This window comes from Psychromonas ossibalaenae ATCC BAA-1528 (assembly GCF_000381745.1).
GTDB lineage: Bacteria > Pseudomonadota > Gammaproteobacteria > Enterobacterales > Psychromonadaceae > Psychromonas > Psychromonas ossibalaenae.
Genome location: NZ_KB906971.1, coordinates 81275 through 98998 on the forward strand (window position 1 = coordinate 81275; position 17724 = coordinate 98998).

Sequence of the window (17724 nt, forward strand, 5' to 3'; positions counted from 1 at the left end):
GCAAAGTCAGCAAGGCAAATTGTGCCGAGATGCTAGGCATAAAATTGAAGTATGGTTATTCTACATAAAGATTTTATAACAACGCAGATTGACACAAGTTGCTTTGCCCTACGGGGCGTTAATTCGAAAACCAGCCCAGCGTTGCAACAATCGAAAAGTGAATAACAATTACCTCATGTTACGCCTTGCTCTGGCATCCGAGCTAGCGCCTGACAAAGCATCTTGAGGTAACACGGGTATAATACCACAGACATTATTAAGCAGGAAAAATCCTTTACTTATATATATAAAACAATCAATTGTGCTTATGTTATGAACAATTACGGTAAATAATCACTGCCGCTTGTTGAAGTTCATTTATTTACCGTCGTTACGATGATAGTGTTATGGTCAAACTACCTGCATTTTCAAATAGCTTGAGTATATAAAACCAACTTATCTTATTAATTAGGAGTCGATAGTGTTATCAACGTTAAAAAGTCTCAGCAAACAACGCTGGGCATGGCTGCTGCTGGCCGCCAGTGCGCTCTCCCTTGAAATGTGCGCACTCTATTTCCAGCATATTATGAAACTCGAGCCCTGTGTAATGTGCGTATATGAACGGATAGCCATGCTTGGCCTTATATTCGCAGGTTTAATCGGGGCAGCGGCACCACAGAATATACTGGTCAGACTAACGGCATTTTTAGTCTGGGGCGTAAGTGCAGTGTGGGGGGGATTATTAGCTGTCGAACATACAGATTACCAGATGAACCCGTCACCTTTTGCCACTTGTGAGTTTTTACCGAATTTTCCAAGCTGGGCCCCTCTGCACGAGTGGCTGCCGTGGTTATTTAACCCGAGCGGCGACTGCGCAGAAATATCATGGCAGTTTCTAGGTTACTCAATGCCGCAGTGGTTAATTGTCAGCTTCGGCATCTACTGCGTATTATTCTTATTTGTTGCAGTTACAGCATTATTACCAGCCAGAAAGTAATTTATAAACCAGCCTGTATAAAACCCGGACAGCTGACCGGGTTTTCTTTATCTGCACAAACTCAATAACATCATCTCTTTGCGGGGCATCTTTTTTTATATCAAAGACAGCGTTTAAATAAGATTGATAACGGAAAAACAACTCGTTTAATTTCTAGCATTAAACGTTTATTTAAATTCAGCTCTGAGCCTAATGCAGCCAATAAAGGATCAAGGCTTAACCCTTTTTCCTGATGCTGAAAAATCAAATTATAAAACTGCCGGCGGAGCTTTAAATTAATTACCAACTGAGTTTTTAAAGGAACCTTTTGGCGGTTTACACTAAGCGAGGGCACCCTTGTCACACCTTCATCATGCGCCACGATAATCTAAAACCGTAAAAAAAGCGCTCAGCAGTGATATCGCGACACTCACCGCGATAACTTTGTACATAACTATAACCCTTCTGCTTTAAGCGCTGTACATACCGGCGGTATAAAGTAACCGGATTTGTTTCAAACCAGCTGATCAGTCCGAAACTCTGATTCACTTATTTAGCAAAGTGATTCAGCCAAAAAAGTTTGCTGGCTTCCGGGTCTGCGTATTTCTACAGCAGATAAGATTTATATAAAAAAACGGGAGGTATATTAAACAGGTAATAAAACGGCCTTCTGGTGCATCCAAAAGGCCGAAATAAATAAACAGCTGTTCAGCTCTTTAACAGTGACTAGACAGTCAATCTGACTGATGCTGTTCTACGCGGTTTCTGCCGTTGTGCTTGGCTAAATATAGTGCTGCATCTGCCTCTGAAATTATCTCTTCTAAAGATTTACTGCGGCTCAAAAAAGAAACGCCAATACTGACAGTGACCGGGATTTCTCGCCCGCCAGAAATAATAGGCGTCTTATTAACGCACTCGCGAAGACGTTCACACACCTGCAGCGTCTGCTGCTCAGTAGTATTAGGCAGGATCAATGCAAACTCTTCGCCACCGTAGCGGCATAAGCTGTCAAATGTACGCAGCGTAGCCTGAAGTCGTTCTGCCAGTTCCTTTAAAACATCATCACCAGTCTGGTGTCCATAGGTATCATTAATTGACTTAAAGTGATCCGCATCAATCATTGCGATACCCAGATCCCAGTTCAAACGACGACAACGGGAAGCATCCTGTACTAACTGATCCAGGAAAAACTTGCGGTTAAACAGTCCTGTTAAATGGTCATGAGTACTGATTTCCTGCAGATCTAAAGCCTGCTCTGTGACGTTTTCAAGGAGTTTTTGACTAACCGCTATTTCTGTTACATCGTAGATAGCAATGCCGACAGCAATCGTAGAATTATCACTGTCTTTAACTGGAAAATAAGAACAGTTCTGATACATAAAGTCGACATCATCGATTGAGTATTGAGTACTAGGCAGTTTCAACAGGTAGGGTCTATGCTCCCAGGAGGTAACAGCCTGATTATTCAGTACTAACGTTGATCTTATCTTTTTATTCAGCCAGGCTTCATTCACATCAGGGAAAAAACTGGTCAGCTTGCGGCTGAGAATCTCCTCCGATTTGATATGGCTGTGAAGTTCCATAAAACGGTTCCAGAATATAACATTCATACGCCTGTCTAGGATAATAAAACCGATACTGGATAGCTCTTGGAGGAGTTTGGAAAACTCCGTGAACTGGTCATGATTTCCCATCAAAGCAGCCTTTCTAACGCATTGCGCAGGTTTTCTAAGCTGCTTATTTTAAGAGAAATAATATTGTCACAATACAAATTGATATCTTTAATAAAAAACTTAATTTCAAATAATAAAGTCTGATGTGTCTCTTGATGCTTTTGTTTAAAGAAAAAGTCTTTTAATGTTGAATTGGGTGTGTTGAAAGCAACAATTGAAGGGTTGGTTAGTTCAATATCTAACTCAAGCTGCTCTGCTAATCCTGACAGGCAGGCGCTGTTTACCGCATTTGAGACATCCATCAGCATCTCTTTCTGGCGCCCTTCATCAATCGCATCATCTTCCTCATAACCAAGGATATTCACTAAATCCGCAAAGTTATGGCCGCCGATAATGAATGCGGAACGTCCTTCAATTTCGCCGATAAAAGACTGCTGAATAATATTAACAATCGGACTGCCGGTTTCAAATTTTAAGGCTAAGGAATTGAGTTTATCTTCATCCACCATCGCCACATTAGGTACATTCAACGTAACTCGGTGTTCAAATACCTCTGATAACTTAGCCCCCGCTCTGCCCATTCCTATATTGGCAAGCTCCTTTAGCGCATCGATCTGATAATCTGTAAATTCTTGTTGAGTTGTCATCAAACCACCTCATGATGCTGCAGCATAGCAAGCAAAGTATCGGTTTTAATTGGTTTAGGAAAGAAATCTATCGCACCGCGCTCTTTAGCTATCTGCTTTGAGCTCTCCTGAATATCCGCCGAAATAATGAATACTCGAGAATTGTAGTTACGTTTATTAAGCTCTAATAAAACATCAAGGCCGTCAATATCGGGCATAGTAAGATCTAAAAAAATAACATCAAACTGTTTAAGCTCACAAACTTCCAGCGCTTCTTCACCGCAAATTACTTCAGTAACATCAACATCCCAGTTATTGGGCAGCACTCGTTTAATCATATTCCGCGAAAAAGTTGAATCATCAACAATTAACAAAGATGTGGTCATTATATTCCTCTTATCTAGTCGTATTTACGCCGGGTTGCTATCCTTGGCTAATTAATTTGAGAGCAGTTGTCACTATCACAACCGCATAAATCATGCATGATTACGCGCTGAAACAGTTCTATTTTTTATAATTATTTATACCGCGCTGACAAATCAAAGCGAAAATATATAGGCTATGTGTTTATTGGTCAATGATTTGCGCAATTCAACATGACACAGGTCATGAGAGGAGCTCAGTAAATAATGAATATACAGATAAACAGGCTAACCAAGTGAAATTCAGATGCATCAAGCCTTGCTGAGCAGCTAAAATTGCTCCTTCGTTAGTTTTGTCTTTGATATTTCCATTAACATGCCTAGAATCTACTCACCTCTCGATCTGCTGATTTTTGCATTTCGATTGCTAACAAGTGACTATATAATCACTATTGTTATTTATGTCGGGGGAAGTATGAAAAAGTTCGCTGTTTTACTTTCTTTAATTCTATTTATTTTAAGCCCTGTCGCCTATGCAGGCGGATGTGCTGAACTTAAGGTGATGGGAGATACCTATAATAATCTCAATAAGATGCTTAGCCTGCAGGTCAAAATTTATAACAATAATGTTTTAAGAGTAAAAAATGATATTCAAAACCTCTTTACCCGCGTAAATACAAATGACGATGTTAAAGCGGCCCGCAAGCTTAACAGTATTCTTGAAAACTTTATTAAAGAGCTGCGCACAGAGCTCGAAGGTGTAGAGGAAACCTACATGGATCTCGATATTCTTGCCTTTGAACGCGATAATATTGAGGGAAAGTGTCGTCCGAAAGCAGTAACCTTGAGTGATGACTATATTGACCCGGTGGCCGAAGAAGCAGCCGTATTGATGGTTAACTACGATGACCTGATTAAAGAACTCGAACGAATTAATACCCGCAGCAAAAGCTTAGCTGCTAAATAAGCTTCAACAGGCGACAAGCTTTCAAACAGCGCGCTCTTCCCCATAGGAAACGTTGTTAAATAAAGCATGCCCTTCACCACCAGAGTAAAGGGCATAAAAGCAGTCAACCCCAAGAAGGAATTCGGTGCAGTTTCAAACACTTTGTTTTAATTTCATTCAGCTAGAGCATTAGCCCTCTATTGAACCAGTAATGCCTTATATCTTTTACTTTACATTTAAATCACCATCAAAAATAAAGCAATTCAATACCGTGGAGAAAATTGCTGTTTTGACTGTTATCGGACAACCAAGTTAAAAAGGTTGTGTCTGCCCCTCTAGCTACATACATTAACACCAACTAACCGTCTGATTTTAAACCTCTCCACATATGTTAGTGCTTTTTGTTTTTATTCATATACGAATTAATGTCCGCTATAAGTTGCTTTTAACAACATCTGTAAATTGACTTTTTAACCTAAAACCTCTTTCTGTTATCTGCAATCCAATCACCTAATTTAGTTCCCTGGTGACAACCTCTTAGTTCTTGATTATATTTATATAAAATCGAGTCATAAAAATATTATTTGAACGATAAATCCTGTAGATTTTACGACTTATTAGATTCAAGGTTATATATGGAAGTTTTAAACCGTCAAGGAAGCACAGTTGAACTAGACAGAGGTTTTAGGTTCGGAGATGATTTTTTTAAATTACTGAACTTTGTTAAATTTCCGAACTATAAAGATTCAGATAGGAACTCTGTTGAAAATCAATGTGAAATTTTTTATCGCGATATTATGAATTATGGTTTTGTTGAATCTCATAATCAGCATTTACGTGACGGCAGATATGATTTAGCGGCTAAAAATTTAAATGAAATTAACAAATTATCTCTAGACCCTTTGACAGGTTTAAGAAAAAAAGAATTTTTAAAAAGAAAAATAACCAGTTTAGAGAGTGATATTTATCTTGAAGCTATTTCTGACTTCTCATTAATTATGTGTGATCTGGACAAATTTAAAGAGGTTAATGATTCTTTCGGTCATTCTGTCGGAGATGATACTTTAGAATTATTCGGCAAACTTGTTTTAGAAAATTTACGTCCTTGTGATTTTGGATACCGATATGGCGGAGAAGAATTTTTAGTTTTACTGCCTGAAACTAACCTGCCTGATGCGGTTGCGGTCGCAGAAAGGATCAGAGCATCAATTGAACAAAGGCTGCTGATCGGGCATTACGGATTAAACCAGATCACTGCACACGATTTATGCAAATCTTTAATAAAGCCCGCTGATGATGAAAACGATGCCTTCTTCTTATCTAAAGATATAACCTGTAGTTTCGGCGTTGCAAATTTTCAGGACTGCTCTCAATCTGGTGAAGATCTGTTTTCTCATGCTGATGAAAATTTGTATGTCGCCAAAGAGCAAGACAGAAACAAAGTGGTGTATTGATCATGCCTGCTCTGCTAGTCCATCGAGGTCACTATTTGCTGCAGCTGAAACAGCTGACGAACTATCTCACAAAACAAGGCGCTATTACTTCAAGCACAAACACTCTGTTAAAATTCTTTATTCTTAAGCTGACAGACTAAACGAATCATATCCTTGTGCTGTATACCGTTTTCGAATATCGGCTCACTATAATTTTCCAAGAAGAAATTGCTAACCACTGAATCAACATGAAACCCCAACTGTTGATAGAAATTCAATTGATAGCCAAAAGTGCCGGTACCTAATTTAACGGATTCGATCCCTTTTTTAGCTAATTGGTTTAAGACATACTTTAAAAACTTCTTCCCGATCCCCTGCTTCTGAAAAGCGGGTGCAACAACAAGATTAAATATTTCAGCACTGCCGCAATTCAGCACTTTTACAACACAAACACCAATAATCAAACTATCTTTAAGTACTGCAAAACACTGTGAATATTTTAAATATTTTAAGATACATTCTTGTGAAGGATCGGCTTCAAGGAGCAGACTCATGGGAGCCTGACACGAAGCAATTTCTCTATATTGAATCATTATGAAACTCCATTAACAGCAATTTGTAGCGGCATATTCTAGGTCCCGTTAAAATACACATGAGGATATCGAAAGTCATTTATTTCAAAAACACGTCAGCCCACCACTCTTTAAGCCGGTGCTTGTCACTCGCAGTGATTTTCGGCCGGGTCGAATTAAGATCCGGCGGATAGTGTCCCTTTTGAAAACCGATAATTAAAAAAGCAGCTTCATCTCCAATGGTTGAGCCGTTGAAGTCAATATAGGACGAAATGGATCTTGCCACTGCGGCACAGGGAACAGTTGAATCAAGCAGCTCAATCAACTTGGTTATATCAGAGTATTTGATCCAGTTTTTATGCTCCCCCCGTACAGTATAATATGCTTCAGGCCCTCTGCTCCGGAGCAGTTCCAAAAAATCAGCCGGTGTTTTTTTCTGCCAGTCAAAGCTATCACTATGCTTTTCCACACGACTCTCTGAGACCTGATAATAGATCACCTGATGTTTTCGCTCAGCTGTTAAGGGGCTGCAGGCGGCAGAGCAAAATACCGTCACCAACACAAATAATAATTTCATCCCGCCTCCCTTGGTAATCTGTATTTATTTGATATTAAAACGAAACTACCGGCAAACCGAACAGTTAACTGCACACAGCAGACTGCATCTATAAAAAACAGTTAAACGATAAATAATACTTGTCATAAAAATGTAATCTAAATGCAACCAGGCTGTCATATTCAATTGTTTCAATACACTCGCTTCCACAGAGGAAGAGCGAATTAATTTTAATACCAATTCCACTAATTAGATAATCTATTTAGGCGTAAGGAAAATGCATAAAAGCAAGGCATTGATTGCAGTAACTAGTTGTTCTAACTGCAAAATCAATAACGAAGCTAGCATTCATTTTAACAAGCGTAAATGAATAGATAATCAATGGATTTGGTTTAATACTACTTTAATTATAGAGTGACTAAAAATGAAAAAAGTAATTGGTTTAGCAGCAGCGATTGGTTTAATGACAACTTCCCTTGTTCAAGCAGACTCTACCATTACCGTATCTGGTTCGACATCAGTTACCAACGTAATGGAAGTGTTGAGTGAGAATTACAAACAGACAGCAGGCAAAACAGTTGAAGTACAGGGAACAGGCTCTTCAGCAGGTATTCGCGCGGCGAAAGACGGCACAAGCATGATCGGCATGTCTTCGCGTGAAGTCAAAACGAATGAGATGAGCGCAGATACAAAAGGTACCGTAATAGCACGTGACGGGATCGCCATTGCGGTTAATAACAGCAACCCGATTAAAAACCTCACAAAAGAGCAGGTAGCTAAAATATATCGCGGTGAAGTTAAAAACTGGAAAGAAGTCGGCGGTGAAAACAAACCTATCGTTGTCGTTACGCGTGATACAGCCTCCGGTACGCGCGGCGCATTTGAAGATATCTTAAAACTTAAGCGGAAAGTAAACGGTATCAAAGTATCGGCGATTGCAGCAACCGCGCAAGTGGGCAATGGTAACGGTATGGTTAAGACAATCGTTGCCAATAACCCCTTTGCCATCGGTTACATCTCTTTAGGCTCGGTAGACAGTTCATTAAAAGCCTTAGCGGTTGACGGCTATAAAGCCAGCGATAACAACATTGCGGCCGGCGACTACACCATTGCACGCCCGTTTGTTTTATTAATGAAAGATGATGTGAATAAAGAAGCACGTGAATTTGTTAACTATATTCTGTCCGATACAGGCCAGAATATCATCGTTAATGAAGGTTATATCCGCGTAAATTAATCCGCCGGACGCTAATGGGAAATAGTATTTCCCATTAGCGTCACTTTTATACGCACGTCCACTATCCGCATCACACATCATATGGATTTATTAATGAAAAATGTTATTGCTTTAACCGCCGCTATTGCCCTGTTAACGGCTCCATTTACCACCGCCTACGCAGCCGTAAGCGTATCCGGCTCTACGTCGGTATCCAACGTGGTTGAAGTACTGGCTGAAACGTACCAGAAAAGCAGCCGCCATAATGTTGACGTCCAGGGAACCGGATCTTCTTCAGGTATTTTAGCGGCGAAAAACGGCACCAGCATGATCGGTATGTCGTCAAGAGAGCTAAGACCCGATGAAGCGGCGCCAGATACACAGCAGCTGGTTATTGCCCGCGACGGTATTGCACTGATAGTCAATAATAACAATCCGGTAGAAAGCCTAACCCGAGAGCAGATAAAGCGCATTTACCGTAAAGAAATAACCAACTGGCAGGAAGTCGGCGGAGATAACAAAGCGATTGTCGTGGTCACTCGTGATGCCTCGTCGGGTACCCGTGAAGCTTTTGAAAAAATCCTCGGTTTAAAGCGCCGGGTGAACGGTATACCGGTAACCAGTATTTCAGCAGCCGCACAGGTTGCTAATGGTAACGGCATGGTTAAAACACTGGTCGCAAATAATGATTATGCAATCTCATATATTTCATTGGGCTCCGTTGATGACAATCTGCTCAAATCGCTGAAAGTAGACAATGTTGAAGCCAGTGAAAAAAACATTCTTTCCGGTCAATACAGCATAGCCCGTCCTTTTATCCTGCTGTTTAAAAATGAACTAGACCCGCAGGCAGCTGATTTTATTCGTTATATCATGTCCGATACGGGTCAGAGCATAGTAGCAGAACAAGGTTATATCCGTGTTAACTAACAATCCACCAGCAGCTCAAGGCAACGTTATGAATACCTGTACAAAAAACAGCGACAGCGGTATTTTTCTCCGCCCGACGCCTAAGCCGGACCGGCTGGGCACCTTTTTCCACCTTTTGTTTATCTGTTGTGCAATGGTCGGTGTCGTTTCACTGGCGACCATTGCCTGGTTCCTTTTCTCTGAGGGTTTACCCGCTTTTCGTCAGGCAGGCGTTATCGAATTAGTGTTCGGCAGTGAATGGCTGCCGCCGGCATTATTCGGGATTTTCCCGATGATTGTGGCCTCGTTAATTTCAACATTCGGCGCAGTATTAATAGGCGTTCCGATTGCCATTTTAACAGCCGTTTTTCTTGCTGAGCTTGCCCCAAAATGGCTGGCTGATATTGTCCGCCCGGCCGTTGAACTGCTCGCTGGTATCCCGTCGGTTGTATACGGATTCTTCGGCTTAGTGGTTATCGTGCCTGCCATTGAAGTACTGTTTAATATCCCGGCCGGTAATACACTATTAGCCGGGGTTATTGTCTTAGCTATTATGATCCTGCCGACCGTTATCACCATCTCAGAAACATCAATACGCGCCCTGCCGCCGGTTTACAAAGAAGGCGCATTAGCCTTAGGCGCGTCGCATATTTACAGTATTTTTAAAGTGCTTATCCCGGCGGCCCGCAGCGGCATTTTAACCGGTGTGGCGTTAGGGATTGCCCGCGCAATCGGTGAAACCATGGCGATTATTATGGTCATGGGGAATGCGCCGGCCATGCCGGGCTCAATACTTGAACCGGCAAGAACATTAACCGCGAATATCGCTATGGAAATGTCCTATGCAACGGGGATCCATGCCAGTGCCCTTTATTCAACCGGTATAGTATTACTGATATTTATCGTACTGCTTAATGCAGGCCTGCTGTACATTAACAAGAAGAGTGTTCACTAATGTTAAAACGCGAAACTCAAGATAAACTTCTGCTTGCCTCAACCTGGGCGGCCGCTTCCATTACCATTGTGTTTCTATTATGGGTGGTGTGGCACATCTTAAGCAACGGGCTCTCCCATGTCAGCTGGGAATTTGTCAGCAGTGCTTATACACGTATTGGTGAAAGTTCCGGTATCTGGTCAATGATTGTCTCAACCGTTTATATGGTTGCTCTAACATTAAGCATTGCAGCCCCAGTCGGCATTATGACCGCTATTTATTTAACGGAATACGCTAAAGCCGGCAGCAAAATCGTGCAGGTGCTGCGCTTCTGTATCGAGTCATTAGCCGGTATCCCGTCAATTGTATACGGCCTGTTTGGTATGACCTTTTTTGTTACGACTCTAGGGCTGGGCTTCTCAATTTTAGCCGGTGCCTTAACGTTATCGGTGTTAATTCTGCCGGTTATTATCCGCACCACCGAAGAAGCATTAATGGCCGTCCCCATGAGCTACCGCGAAGGCGGCTATGCATTAGGCAGCTCTAAAATTTATACCATCTGGCGTTTAATTTTACCCAGCGCCATGCCGGGTATTGTCACATCAGTCATTTTAAGTATCGGACGTGTTATTGGAGAATCAGCACCGGTATTTTTAACCGCCGGTATGGTCACAAAAATTCCAGAGTCGGTGTTTGATTCCGGCCGCACCCTGACCGTACATTTATATAAATTAACCCAAGAACTCTTTACCCAGCATGAATGGGATCAAGCCTATGCAACCGCAACCGTCTTGATTGTTTTAGTGCTTATCTTGAATTTAATTACAAAAATTATTGCCGCCCGTTACAACAAAGCATCACATTAAGGTCGATATTATGAATAAGCTAGAAGTTAACAACCTGAATCTTTTTTACGGCGAAAACCATGCGCTCAAAGATATCTCAATTAAAATACCCAATCGTCAGGTAACAGCATTAATCGGTCCTTCCGGCTGCGGCAAATCAACGCTGCTGAGAACCCTAAACCGTATGAATGATTTAGTGCCCAATGTAACAATCAACGGTGAAGTGAAATTTGAAGACTGGGATATCTATGCCAATAATGATGTAAAGCAGCTTCGCATGCGTGTCGGTATGGTTTTTCAGAAAGCCAATCCTTTTCCCATGAGTATTTATGAAAATGTTGCTTTTGGGCTTAAAGCACAGGGCATGCGTGATAAGAAACAGCTGGATAAAATCGTTAAAGAATCACTGCGCAGCGCGGCGCTTTGGGATGAAGTACAGGATCGTCTTGATACTTCTGCACTCGGCCTGTCAGGCGGGCAGCAGCAGCGTTTATGTATTGCCCGTACCATTGCTATGGAGCCTGAAGTGATTTTAATGGATGAACCCACCAGTGCCTTAGATCCTATCGCAACCCATAAAATTGAAGAACTGATGGACGAGCTGCGTAAAAAATTCACCATTGTGATTGTCACCCACTCCATGAATCAGGCGAAACGTATTTCTGATAAAACCGCTTTTTTCTGGATGGGAGAGTTAGTTGAACACGGTGATACACAGCAGGTCTTTAACCAGCCGCAGGATAAACGTACCCAGGGTTATGTCAGCGGCGAGTTTGGTTAATAAGAAATATTAAAACCCGGTGCTTCAGGAACATCTGATTTTCTATAATAGATAAATTCCCTGCATCATAAATACAATAAAAGTGCAGTCAGCAGACTGCGCTTTATAAGTACAAGGTAAGGCCAGTTGTATAGCGGCAGCTAAAGAGGACTGTTACTGATTAACATCATCCATCTCATTAAAGTACTCAACCTGCTCTTCAAGGGGCATCTTTCCCCCTCCCTCTAGTGTACTCGCGCCCAGTGTCCACATAAAGAAGCCGCCGTAACCTTCTTCATGCTGCCACTGAGTACGCTCTATATTTGTCGTTCTTTCTTCAACAAACCGGCCTTCAGGTCCCCATTGACTGTTAATGGTATTTCCCAAAACCACTTTATCTTTATCCACGTATTGGGCGTAGTTATTCATTGCAACTTTATACAGGAAATTCTCTCCTGCGTCGTAGGCCATCACATTAAAGAAATCGAACTTGTCACTTGCAGACTGCAGTAATGGAATCACTTCACCGTGATGTGCAGAGCGCCCGGATGGTTCAACATAGGAGCAGTTTTCAGTCACTGATGAACTCAGACATGACTCAGGATCTGCACCAACATGATACGTTGTTAAAGAAAGCAGCGTATCGTGGCCAACCTCTTCATCCGCACGTATCAAGTCGATTAACGCTTCCAGATTCTCATTTTCCTGTTCAGTAATTCGAGCTGTTTTTTCAAAATCAAAATCCAAACCGTCAAGAGTGATATAATCAGCAATTTGATATGCTTCAAAGTTACATTCTTCCATCTCTACCGGCTCACCACGGCTGTCTAAACATTGACCATTATGTATTTCATCTTCAGTCAGCCCTTTTTTATACACTGGGTACGGGGTTTTAAGAAGTTCAATTAAGCCTTCCGCAATTGCTTCACGACTTTCAGGCGTATTTAAATACCCCCATATACTTTCATAGGTCTGCCCGCCGAAGGCAACTAAGACCGCTTTTTCCGGATCATCATGTTTGAGGTGCGTCCAGGATAAATAATTCGGCGCAAGCCAATGAGCATCATAAGCAGGTATATCAAACATGCCGTCTGAACTTATAATTGTACCGTCTTGAGTCCATTGACCAAACGCCAGCAGGTAACCGTCGCCATTGGAGTTGTTGATCGTATCGTTAAGCGGTGCCCAGGATGTCAGGTAACTGATTGAACGATCAGGATTATCAGCAAGCCCGGTACCTGGGACATGTACTTTTACTTCAATATCTGAAACTGCCGTTTTCTGCTCAACATCCTTGCTGTTAACCGCTTTGGCGTAAATGCTGTGCCCGCCTACTGAAGCTCCGATCCAGTCATACTGATAAGGTGCTTCTGTCGCTGTGTGAACTTTATTATTATTAATATAAAACTCAACATAGTCTATCTCACCTTCAAAACTGGCGACTTTAGCTGTTAAGTTGATAGTACGTCCTTCAGTATACGTTGATCCGTCTGCAGGTGATGTCAGGCTGACCACAAGATCCTGATCCGTAACTGCTAGCGGTACCGGTGTTGTTTCTGTGAAACCATTTTCTAAATCATAAGCCACTGCAGTTAATACATAAGGACCTTCTGACTGTCCCGGTACAGTTATAATATACAGCCCCTCTTCATTGGCTTCTGTGCTCGTTGCGACAACTTCCCCGCCGAGTAATAGATCAACTTTTGCGATTTCGCTTTCTGAAGACGAAGCATCAACCGTTACCACAAACGCTTGTCCAGGGGCGATACGCTCACCGGCAGCCGGTGATAAGATACCCACTTCCGGCGGAGGTGTTACATCACACTCCCCAAGGTCGTCCCATGCACCTTCCCAGGCGTCAGGATAGTCAGGATGTCCGGTACCCGGAGCCCACACCGGATCACCACACCAGCCGAATACTTTACAGGAAAAGATTGAGCCGACATTGGAAACCTGATCTCCAACCTGATAAGGAATACCGTCCTCATACTGCGGTACAGCCCCACAACTGCCGCCGCTGCTGTCAGTTACGGTAATCGTCAGACTTGACTCAGTTGTCAACTCGGCAGCATCTACGGCTTGTGCATGAATTTCAACGGTGCCTAGCGTATCTGCAGTATAATCACAGCTGTAAGTGTCACTCGGCGCTTCCGGATCCGGCAGTCTAGTACAGATCTCAGTATTATTTGCGTAAAAAGTCACTGAAACAAGGTCATCATCGGCATCAGTTACCTGTGCAGATACCTCAAGCTGATCAGAAAGCTTATGGCTGCTTTGGTCTGCCGGGCTTAAAAAGTTTATGATCGGCGGATTAACAGGAACTTCAGAAGAGGTAACTTCAACATCCACAGACTGCTGTTCAATATTCTCGCCTGCCTCATTAAAAGCTATCACAGTGATAACCGCTTCTCCGGCAGCAGTCGGCGTCCAGCTGTGTGTGTATACCTCTTTATCGTCTTCTATCTGCTGCTCAGAAATCCGCTCATTTTGTGCCCAGAACTCTACTTTAACAGCATCTTCACCAGTTACCTGTGCTGAAATATCAACAGCTTCAGAAATCGGCAGTTCAGCACCGGACTGAGGTGATAAAATAGTCACTTCAACATCACTCGGTGTACCGTCTTCCTGAGTGATAACCTTAACAGACTCTTCAAACGCGCTGATATCAGCTATTTGTCCGCCGAAAGCAACGGTCAGCGTAAATGACTCACCCGGCTGCAGTGTATGATCAACCCAGTCATCTTCTGAAAACTTAATTTCCACATCATGCACAACACCGCTACTGCCCGGAGCATGTTTAACGGCCAATGTCGGATAGCTAAGAGCAGTAGATTTCCATCTGACATCCGACGTTGACTGATCCAGCACAAACTGCACTACCGCATCCATTAAATCTACCTCAACATTATCACTGTTGAGTAAGTTAATATCATAAGTGCTCCAATACTGACCTTCACTCTGCGCTTCAACCTCAGTATTAAATTCACTGGCAACAACACTTGCTATAGGAGAAAGAGCAAAACCAAGGCTGAAAAGACCGATACCGATATTTCTGCCGACACTTCTTTTAAACATAAAATTCACCTTCAATAGTTCTTACAAAAAATTAATAAACCTACAATTCCAGCTGTCACTTTAATATAAAGTGCATTTGAAACAGGTTTAATGAAGACACTTTACCCTTTATATCAACAGCTTATAAGTGATAAGTAGTGAAAGGATGTGAATTGTTGTGATACTAGAAAATAGTGCCCCCTTTGCCGCCTGAACGCATGTTTTTCGACAGATTAACTTTTTGTAATACTCCCTCCACCTTTTTGACATGTGCCCCCAAGTAAACTTCAGTCATCAATCACGAGGAGATAAATATGAAACTAAATAAATTAAACAAACTAATCTGTGCTGCCGGCGCGCTTACTTCTTTTACAGCAGCCGCCGACAATGATGCGCTTTCACAGCTGGCATTAAAACGCGCCAGTTTCACCATGGAGCAGGCCGTTGAAAAAGTAAGCTGTGACTATCCCGGACAAATAGCCGAATTTGCAGTCGATGACCATAGAGGACAAAGCGCCTATCAAATAAAAGTGCTTAACCTGCTGAAAGAAGAGAAATATAAGCTGTACTTAAGCACAGAAGACGGATCCTTACTCAAAGAGAAAAGCAGCAGTTTTAAAACACTGGGTTTCAACAGCTTAGACGATGATGATTATCAGGCTCTGCAGGAACTGCAGGTATCAGAATTCAATCTGCAGTCCACAATTGCCATGGTCAGTGAAAAATACAATGCAGAAATTGTGGAGTTTGAATTAGAAAATGAAAAAGGCATTACTTTCTACAAATTCAAATTATTGGATCAGCACAGCCGCCAGCATGTTTATGTCGATGTTAAAACAGGTGAGATGAACAACATTATAAAAAGCTAAGCATGTTAAGGCAAAATACTATTTTCTGCATCCAGCCAGACGCTAAGCATCTGCTTATCCGCCAGGCAGATATAGATTGTTAATTGTTTAAATTCTTCACGGGAGCAGGCAGCCAGCGCCGTCTCGGCGGCCTCCCGATGAGGATAACCGTACACACCGCAGGATATAGCAGGAAAAGCGATACTGCGGCAGTGATTCTTAAGCGCTAAACGCAGCGAGCTTAAATAAGCACACTGCAGCAGTTCTTTCGGATTCGTTACCTGTTGATAAACAGGCCCCACGGTATGAATAACATATCGGCAGTGCAGACGGCCGGCGGCGGTTATTCGAGCTTGCCCCGTTGGGCAGCGGATGCCGTTAACCTCTTTGACTTTGCGGCACGCTTCTAATAAAGCAGGACCGGCAGCCCGGTGAACTGCACCGTCAACGCCTCCTCCTCCGAGCATTTGCGGATTAGCTGCATTAACAATTGCGTCAACGTCAGATTTTGTTATATCGCTTTCGATCACAAATATATTTTTCATCTGTTTTTATTCCCAGCCACAAGCACTTAAATATCAATATAAGCAAAATTGAATTGTCTATAAAACAGTCTTACAATTTCTATGGCGTTCTGTTAGAAAAAGTGGTGATGGTTATAATAATTCCGTATCCGTTTGTTTAGCTCAAGTATAGATAAACTGACTTATTTAACTGATGAATATCCCAAATAATTCAAGGGGAATGGAGCAGAGTTATGAAGGTAATATTTATTGCAGTCATTTTATTTTATACAAACCTTGTTTTTGCCCAGGTACAGTTAAAAATATGCACAGATGCAAGCACTTGGTATCCCTTTACTTTTGAAAAAGATGGAATATCAAAAGGTATTCATATTGATCTTGTTAAACAGGCCTGTGAAAAATTAAACTGGCGATGCTCATTTAAACCTTTACCCTGGAAGAGATGTCTGCAGGAAAGCTTTCAAGGTAAATATGACGCAATCGTTTCGGCCTCTTACACAGGGCAAAGGGCCAAACACTTGTACTACCCGGAAATAATAGTGCCGGGCGTAAAAAAATCAAAGTGGCGAATTACTCAGCTAGAGTACATCGTTGTTACACACCCAAGTCTTAAATATAAATTTACTGGCGATCTTAGTACTTTACCCAAGCCGATTAGGGCTCCCTTAGGTTACTCCATCGTGGATGACCTTAGAGAAAAAGGGATTGAGGTTTTAACGGATCAAAAAGCTGAGACTAATTTTATCAAGGTGATTAAAGCCAAACGCGGTTCAATCATCAGCCCCCATGGGACTGCTAAGCTTCTTATTGATAAATTTAATTTAGATGCATCAACCCAAATTCATGAAAAACCAATTGCATCAAAGTCATATTTTATGCCCTTTTCTAAAAAAACAAAGGCTCTTCAGAAGCAGCGTATCGAAATATGGAAAACAATTATTTCGATACGAGAAAATCAAGAACTCTATAATAAGATAATATCGAGTTATTAAGAAAAAAATAATAAGCTTCACGGTTCGCTTTTAGGAAAAACGAAACTAAAAGTGTTCAATATTCCGGGGGGCAGAATAGATTACAATTTCAGCCAATGACGCTGTTATTTATCCACCGACACCTGAAGCAATCTTATTTCCTGAGTCAATTTCTTTAATAAAAAACAAGATATCTCCTCTGTGTAACTTAATATGTGCACTGTAATTTTTTCCCGGCTCTACAAAGGCGGTTACCTTGGCTGAAGCCGTGCTGGTTCCTCTATTGCTGTATTTGTAATAACTGAGATCAAATACATGGGTACCAGACTCAATACTGATCGCTTCTTGATATGGAAAATGATCATAATCTAATACCTTTCCATTGACAGCTTCAAATGCAACGCTCCCATTATTGTACGTTCCAATAATTGTTGCAGCGTTATCTGTATCAAAATCATCGGGAAGATTATAAGAAGAGCAGCCCTGCAGGATAAGCAGCAGTATAAAGGCAAATATTTTGTTCACAAAAACTCCTTTTAA

At 41.8% G+C, this 17724-nt stretch carries 19 protein-coding genes; 10 read left to right on the forward strand and 9 right to left on the reverse strand.

The annotated features are described in order from the left end of the window. Positions 1–460: 460 nt before the first annotated feature. Complete coding sequence (gene dsbB, locus G327_RS0104005) at positions 461–976, forward strand: disulfide bond formation protein DsbB (RefSeq protein WP_019613476.1); 516 nt, start codon at positions 461–463, stop codon at positions 974–976. 100 nt (positions 977–1076) lie between these two features. Here the strand turns inward: dsbB and G327_RS0104010 are convergent, their stop codons facing one another. The 4 genes from G327_RS0104010 to G327_RS0104030 form a co-directional block, all read right to left on the reverse strand. Then, positions 1077–1337 carry a hypothetical protein gene (locus G327_RS0104010; protein ID WP_157600981.1) on the reverse strand — a complete coding sequence of 87 codons (261 nt, stop codon included), beginning with the start codon at positions 1335–1337 and terminating at the stop codon, positions 1077–1079. A gap of 352 nt (positions 1338–1689) precedes the next feature. Further along, entirely contained in the window at positions 1690–2538 is an 849-nt protein-coding gene (locus G327_RS0104020) for a GGDEF domain-containing protein (protein ID WP_211217205.1), read from the reverse strand. A gap of 110 nt (positions 2539–2648) precedes the next feature. Then, positions 2649–3275, reverse strand: a complete 627-nt coding sequence (locus G327_RS0104025) for a chemotaxis protein CheC (RefSeq protein ID WP_019613480.1) — start codon at positions 3273–3275, stop codon at positions 2649–2651. Beyond that, positions 3275–3640 (reverse strand): response regulator, encoded by a 366-nt coding sequence (locus G327_RS0104030; protein ID WP_019613481.1) that lies wholly within the window; start codon positions 3638–3640, stop codon positions 3275–3277. Before G327_RS0104030 ends, G327_RS0104025 begins: the two co-directional genes overlap by 1 nt. Positions 3641–4091: 451 nt before the next feature. Here G327_RS0104030 and G327_RS0104035 point away from each other — a divergent pair, with 451 nt between their 5' ends. After that, positions 4092–4583: a hypothetical protein gene (locus G327_RS0104035; RefSeq protein WP_019613482.1), complete on the forward strand. Its 492-nt coding sequence runs from the start codon at positions 4092–4094 to the stop codon at positions 4581–4583. A 563-nt stretch (positions 4584–5146) separates the two neighbouring features. Next, positions 5147–6016 (forward strand): GGDEF domain-containing protein, encoded by an 870-nt coding sequence (locus G327_RS0104040; protein ID WP_245542672.1) that lies wholly within the window; start codon positions 5147–5149, stop codon positions 6014–6016. A gap of 107 nt (positions 6017–6123) precedes the next feature. On the opposite strand, the gene G327_RS0104045 is transcribed toward G327_RS0104040, so the two are convergent. Both G327_RS0104045 and G327_RS0104050 read right to left on the reverse strand, forming a co-directional pair. After that, complete coding sequence (locus G327_RS0104045) at positions 6124–6588, reverse strand: GNAT family N-acetyltransferase (protein WP_019613484.1); 465 nt, start codon at positions 6586–6588, stop codon at positions 6124–6126. Positions 6589–6667: 79 nt separating this feature from the next. Continuing rightward, complete coding sequence (locus G327_RS0104050; RefSeq protein ID WP_019613485.1) at positions 6668–7144, reverse strand: hypothetical protein; 477 nt, start codon at positions 7142–7144, stop codon at positions 6668–6670. A gap of 403 nt (positions 7145–7547) precedes the next feature. Between G327_RS0104050 and G327_RS0104055 the strand changes: the two genes are divergently transcribed. From G327_RS0104055 to pstB, 5 genes are all read left to right on the forward strand, one after another. Further along, entirely contained in the window at positions 7548–8360 is an 813-nt protein-coding gene (locus G327_RS0104055) for a phosphate ABC transporter substrate-binding protein (protein ID WP_019613486.1), read from the forward strand. Between the two features lie 93 nt (positions 8361–8453). After that, a complete protein-coding gene (locus G327_RS0104060; protein WP_019613487.1) occupies positions 8454–9269 on the forward strand; it encodes a phosphate ABC transporter substrate-binding protein in 816 nt (271 codons plus the stop codon). Between the two features lie 28 nt (positions 9270–9297). Continuing rightward, positions 9298–10203, forward strand: coding sequence for a phosphate ABC transporter permease subunit PstC (gene pstC / locus G327_RS0104065; protein ID WP_019613488.1), 906 nt, complete (start codon positions 9298–9300; stop codon positions 10201–10203). Then, positions 10203–11048 carry a phosphate ABC transporter permease PstA gene (pstA, locus tag G327_RS0104070; RefSeq protein ID WP_019613489.1) on the forward strand — a complete coding sequence of 282 codons (846 nt, stop codon included), beginning with the start codon at positions 10203–10205 and terminating at the stop codon, positions 11046–11048. The genes pstC and pstA overlap by 1 nt, the downstream gene beginning before the upstream one ends. Positions 11049–11058: 10 nt before the next feature. Further along, entirely contained in the window at positions 11059–11808 is a 750-nt protein-coding gene (gene pstB, locus G327_RS0104075; RefSeq protein WP_019613490.1) for a phosphate ABC transporter ATP-binding protein PstB, read from the forward strand. A gap of 153 nt (positions 11809–11961) precedes the next feature. On the opposite strand, the gene G327_RS0104080 is transcribed toward pstB, so the two are convergent. Then, positions 11962–14862: an Ig-like domain-containing protein gene (locus tag G327_RS0104080; protein ID WP_019613491.1), complete on the reverse strand. Its 2901-nt coding sequence runs from the start codon at positions 14860–14862 to the stop codon at positions 11962–11964. Positions 14863–15155: 293 nt separating this feature from the next. Here G327_RS0104080 and G327_RS0104085 point away from each other — a divergent pair, with 293 nt between their 5' ends. After that, the gene (locus G327_RS0104085; protein WP_019613492.1) at positions 15156–15710 is read left to right on the forward strand and encodes a PepSY domain-containing protein; all 555 of its coding nucleotides are present in this window, start codon (positions 15156–15158) and stop codon (positions 15708–15710) included. 5 nt (positions 15711–15715) lie between these two features. On the opposite strand, the gene G327_RS0104090 is transcribed toward G327_RS0104085, so the two are convergent. Next, positions 15716–16234 carry an O-acetyl-ADP-ribose deacetylase gene (locus G327_RS0104090; protein WP_019613493.1) on the reverse strand — a complete coding sequence of 173 codons (519 nt, stop codon included), beginning with the start codon at positions 16232–16234 and terminating at the stop codon, positions 15716–15718. A gap of 212 nt (positions 16235–16446) precedes the next feature. On the opposite strand from G327_RS0104090, the gene G327_RS0104095 reads away from it, so the two are divergent. Continuing rightward, entirely contained in the window at positions 16447–17205 is a 759-nt protein-coding gene (locus tag G327_RS0104095) for a substrate-binding periplasmic protein (protein ID WP_019613494.1), read from the forward strand. 108 nt (positions 17206–17313) lie between these two features. On the opposite strand, the gene G327_RS0104100 is transcribed toward G327_RS0104095, so the two are convergent. Beyond that, the gene (locus tag G327_RS0104100) at positions 17314–17709 is read right to left on the reverse strand and encodes a hypothetical protein (RefSeq protein WP_019613495.1); all 396 of its coding nucleotides are present in this window, start codon (positions 17707–17709) and stop codon (positions 17314–17316) included. Positions 17710–17724: the final 15 nt, after the last annotated feature.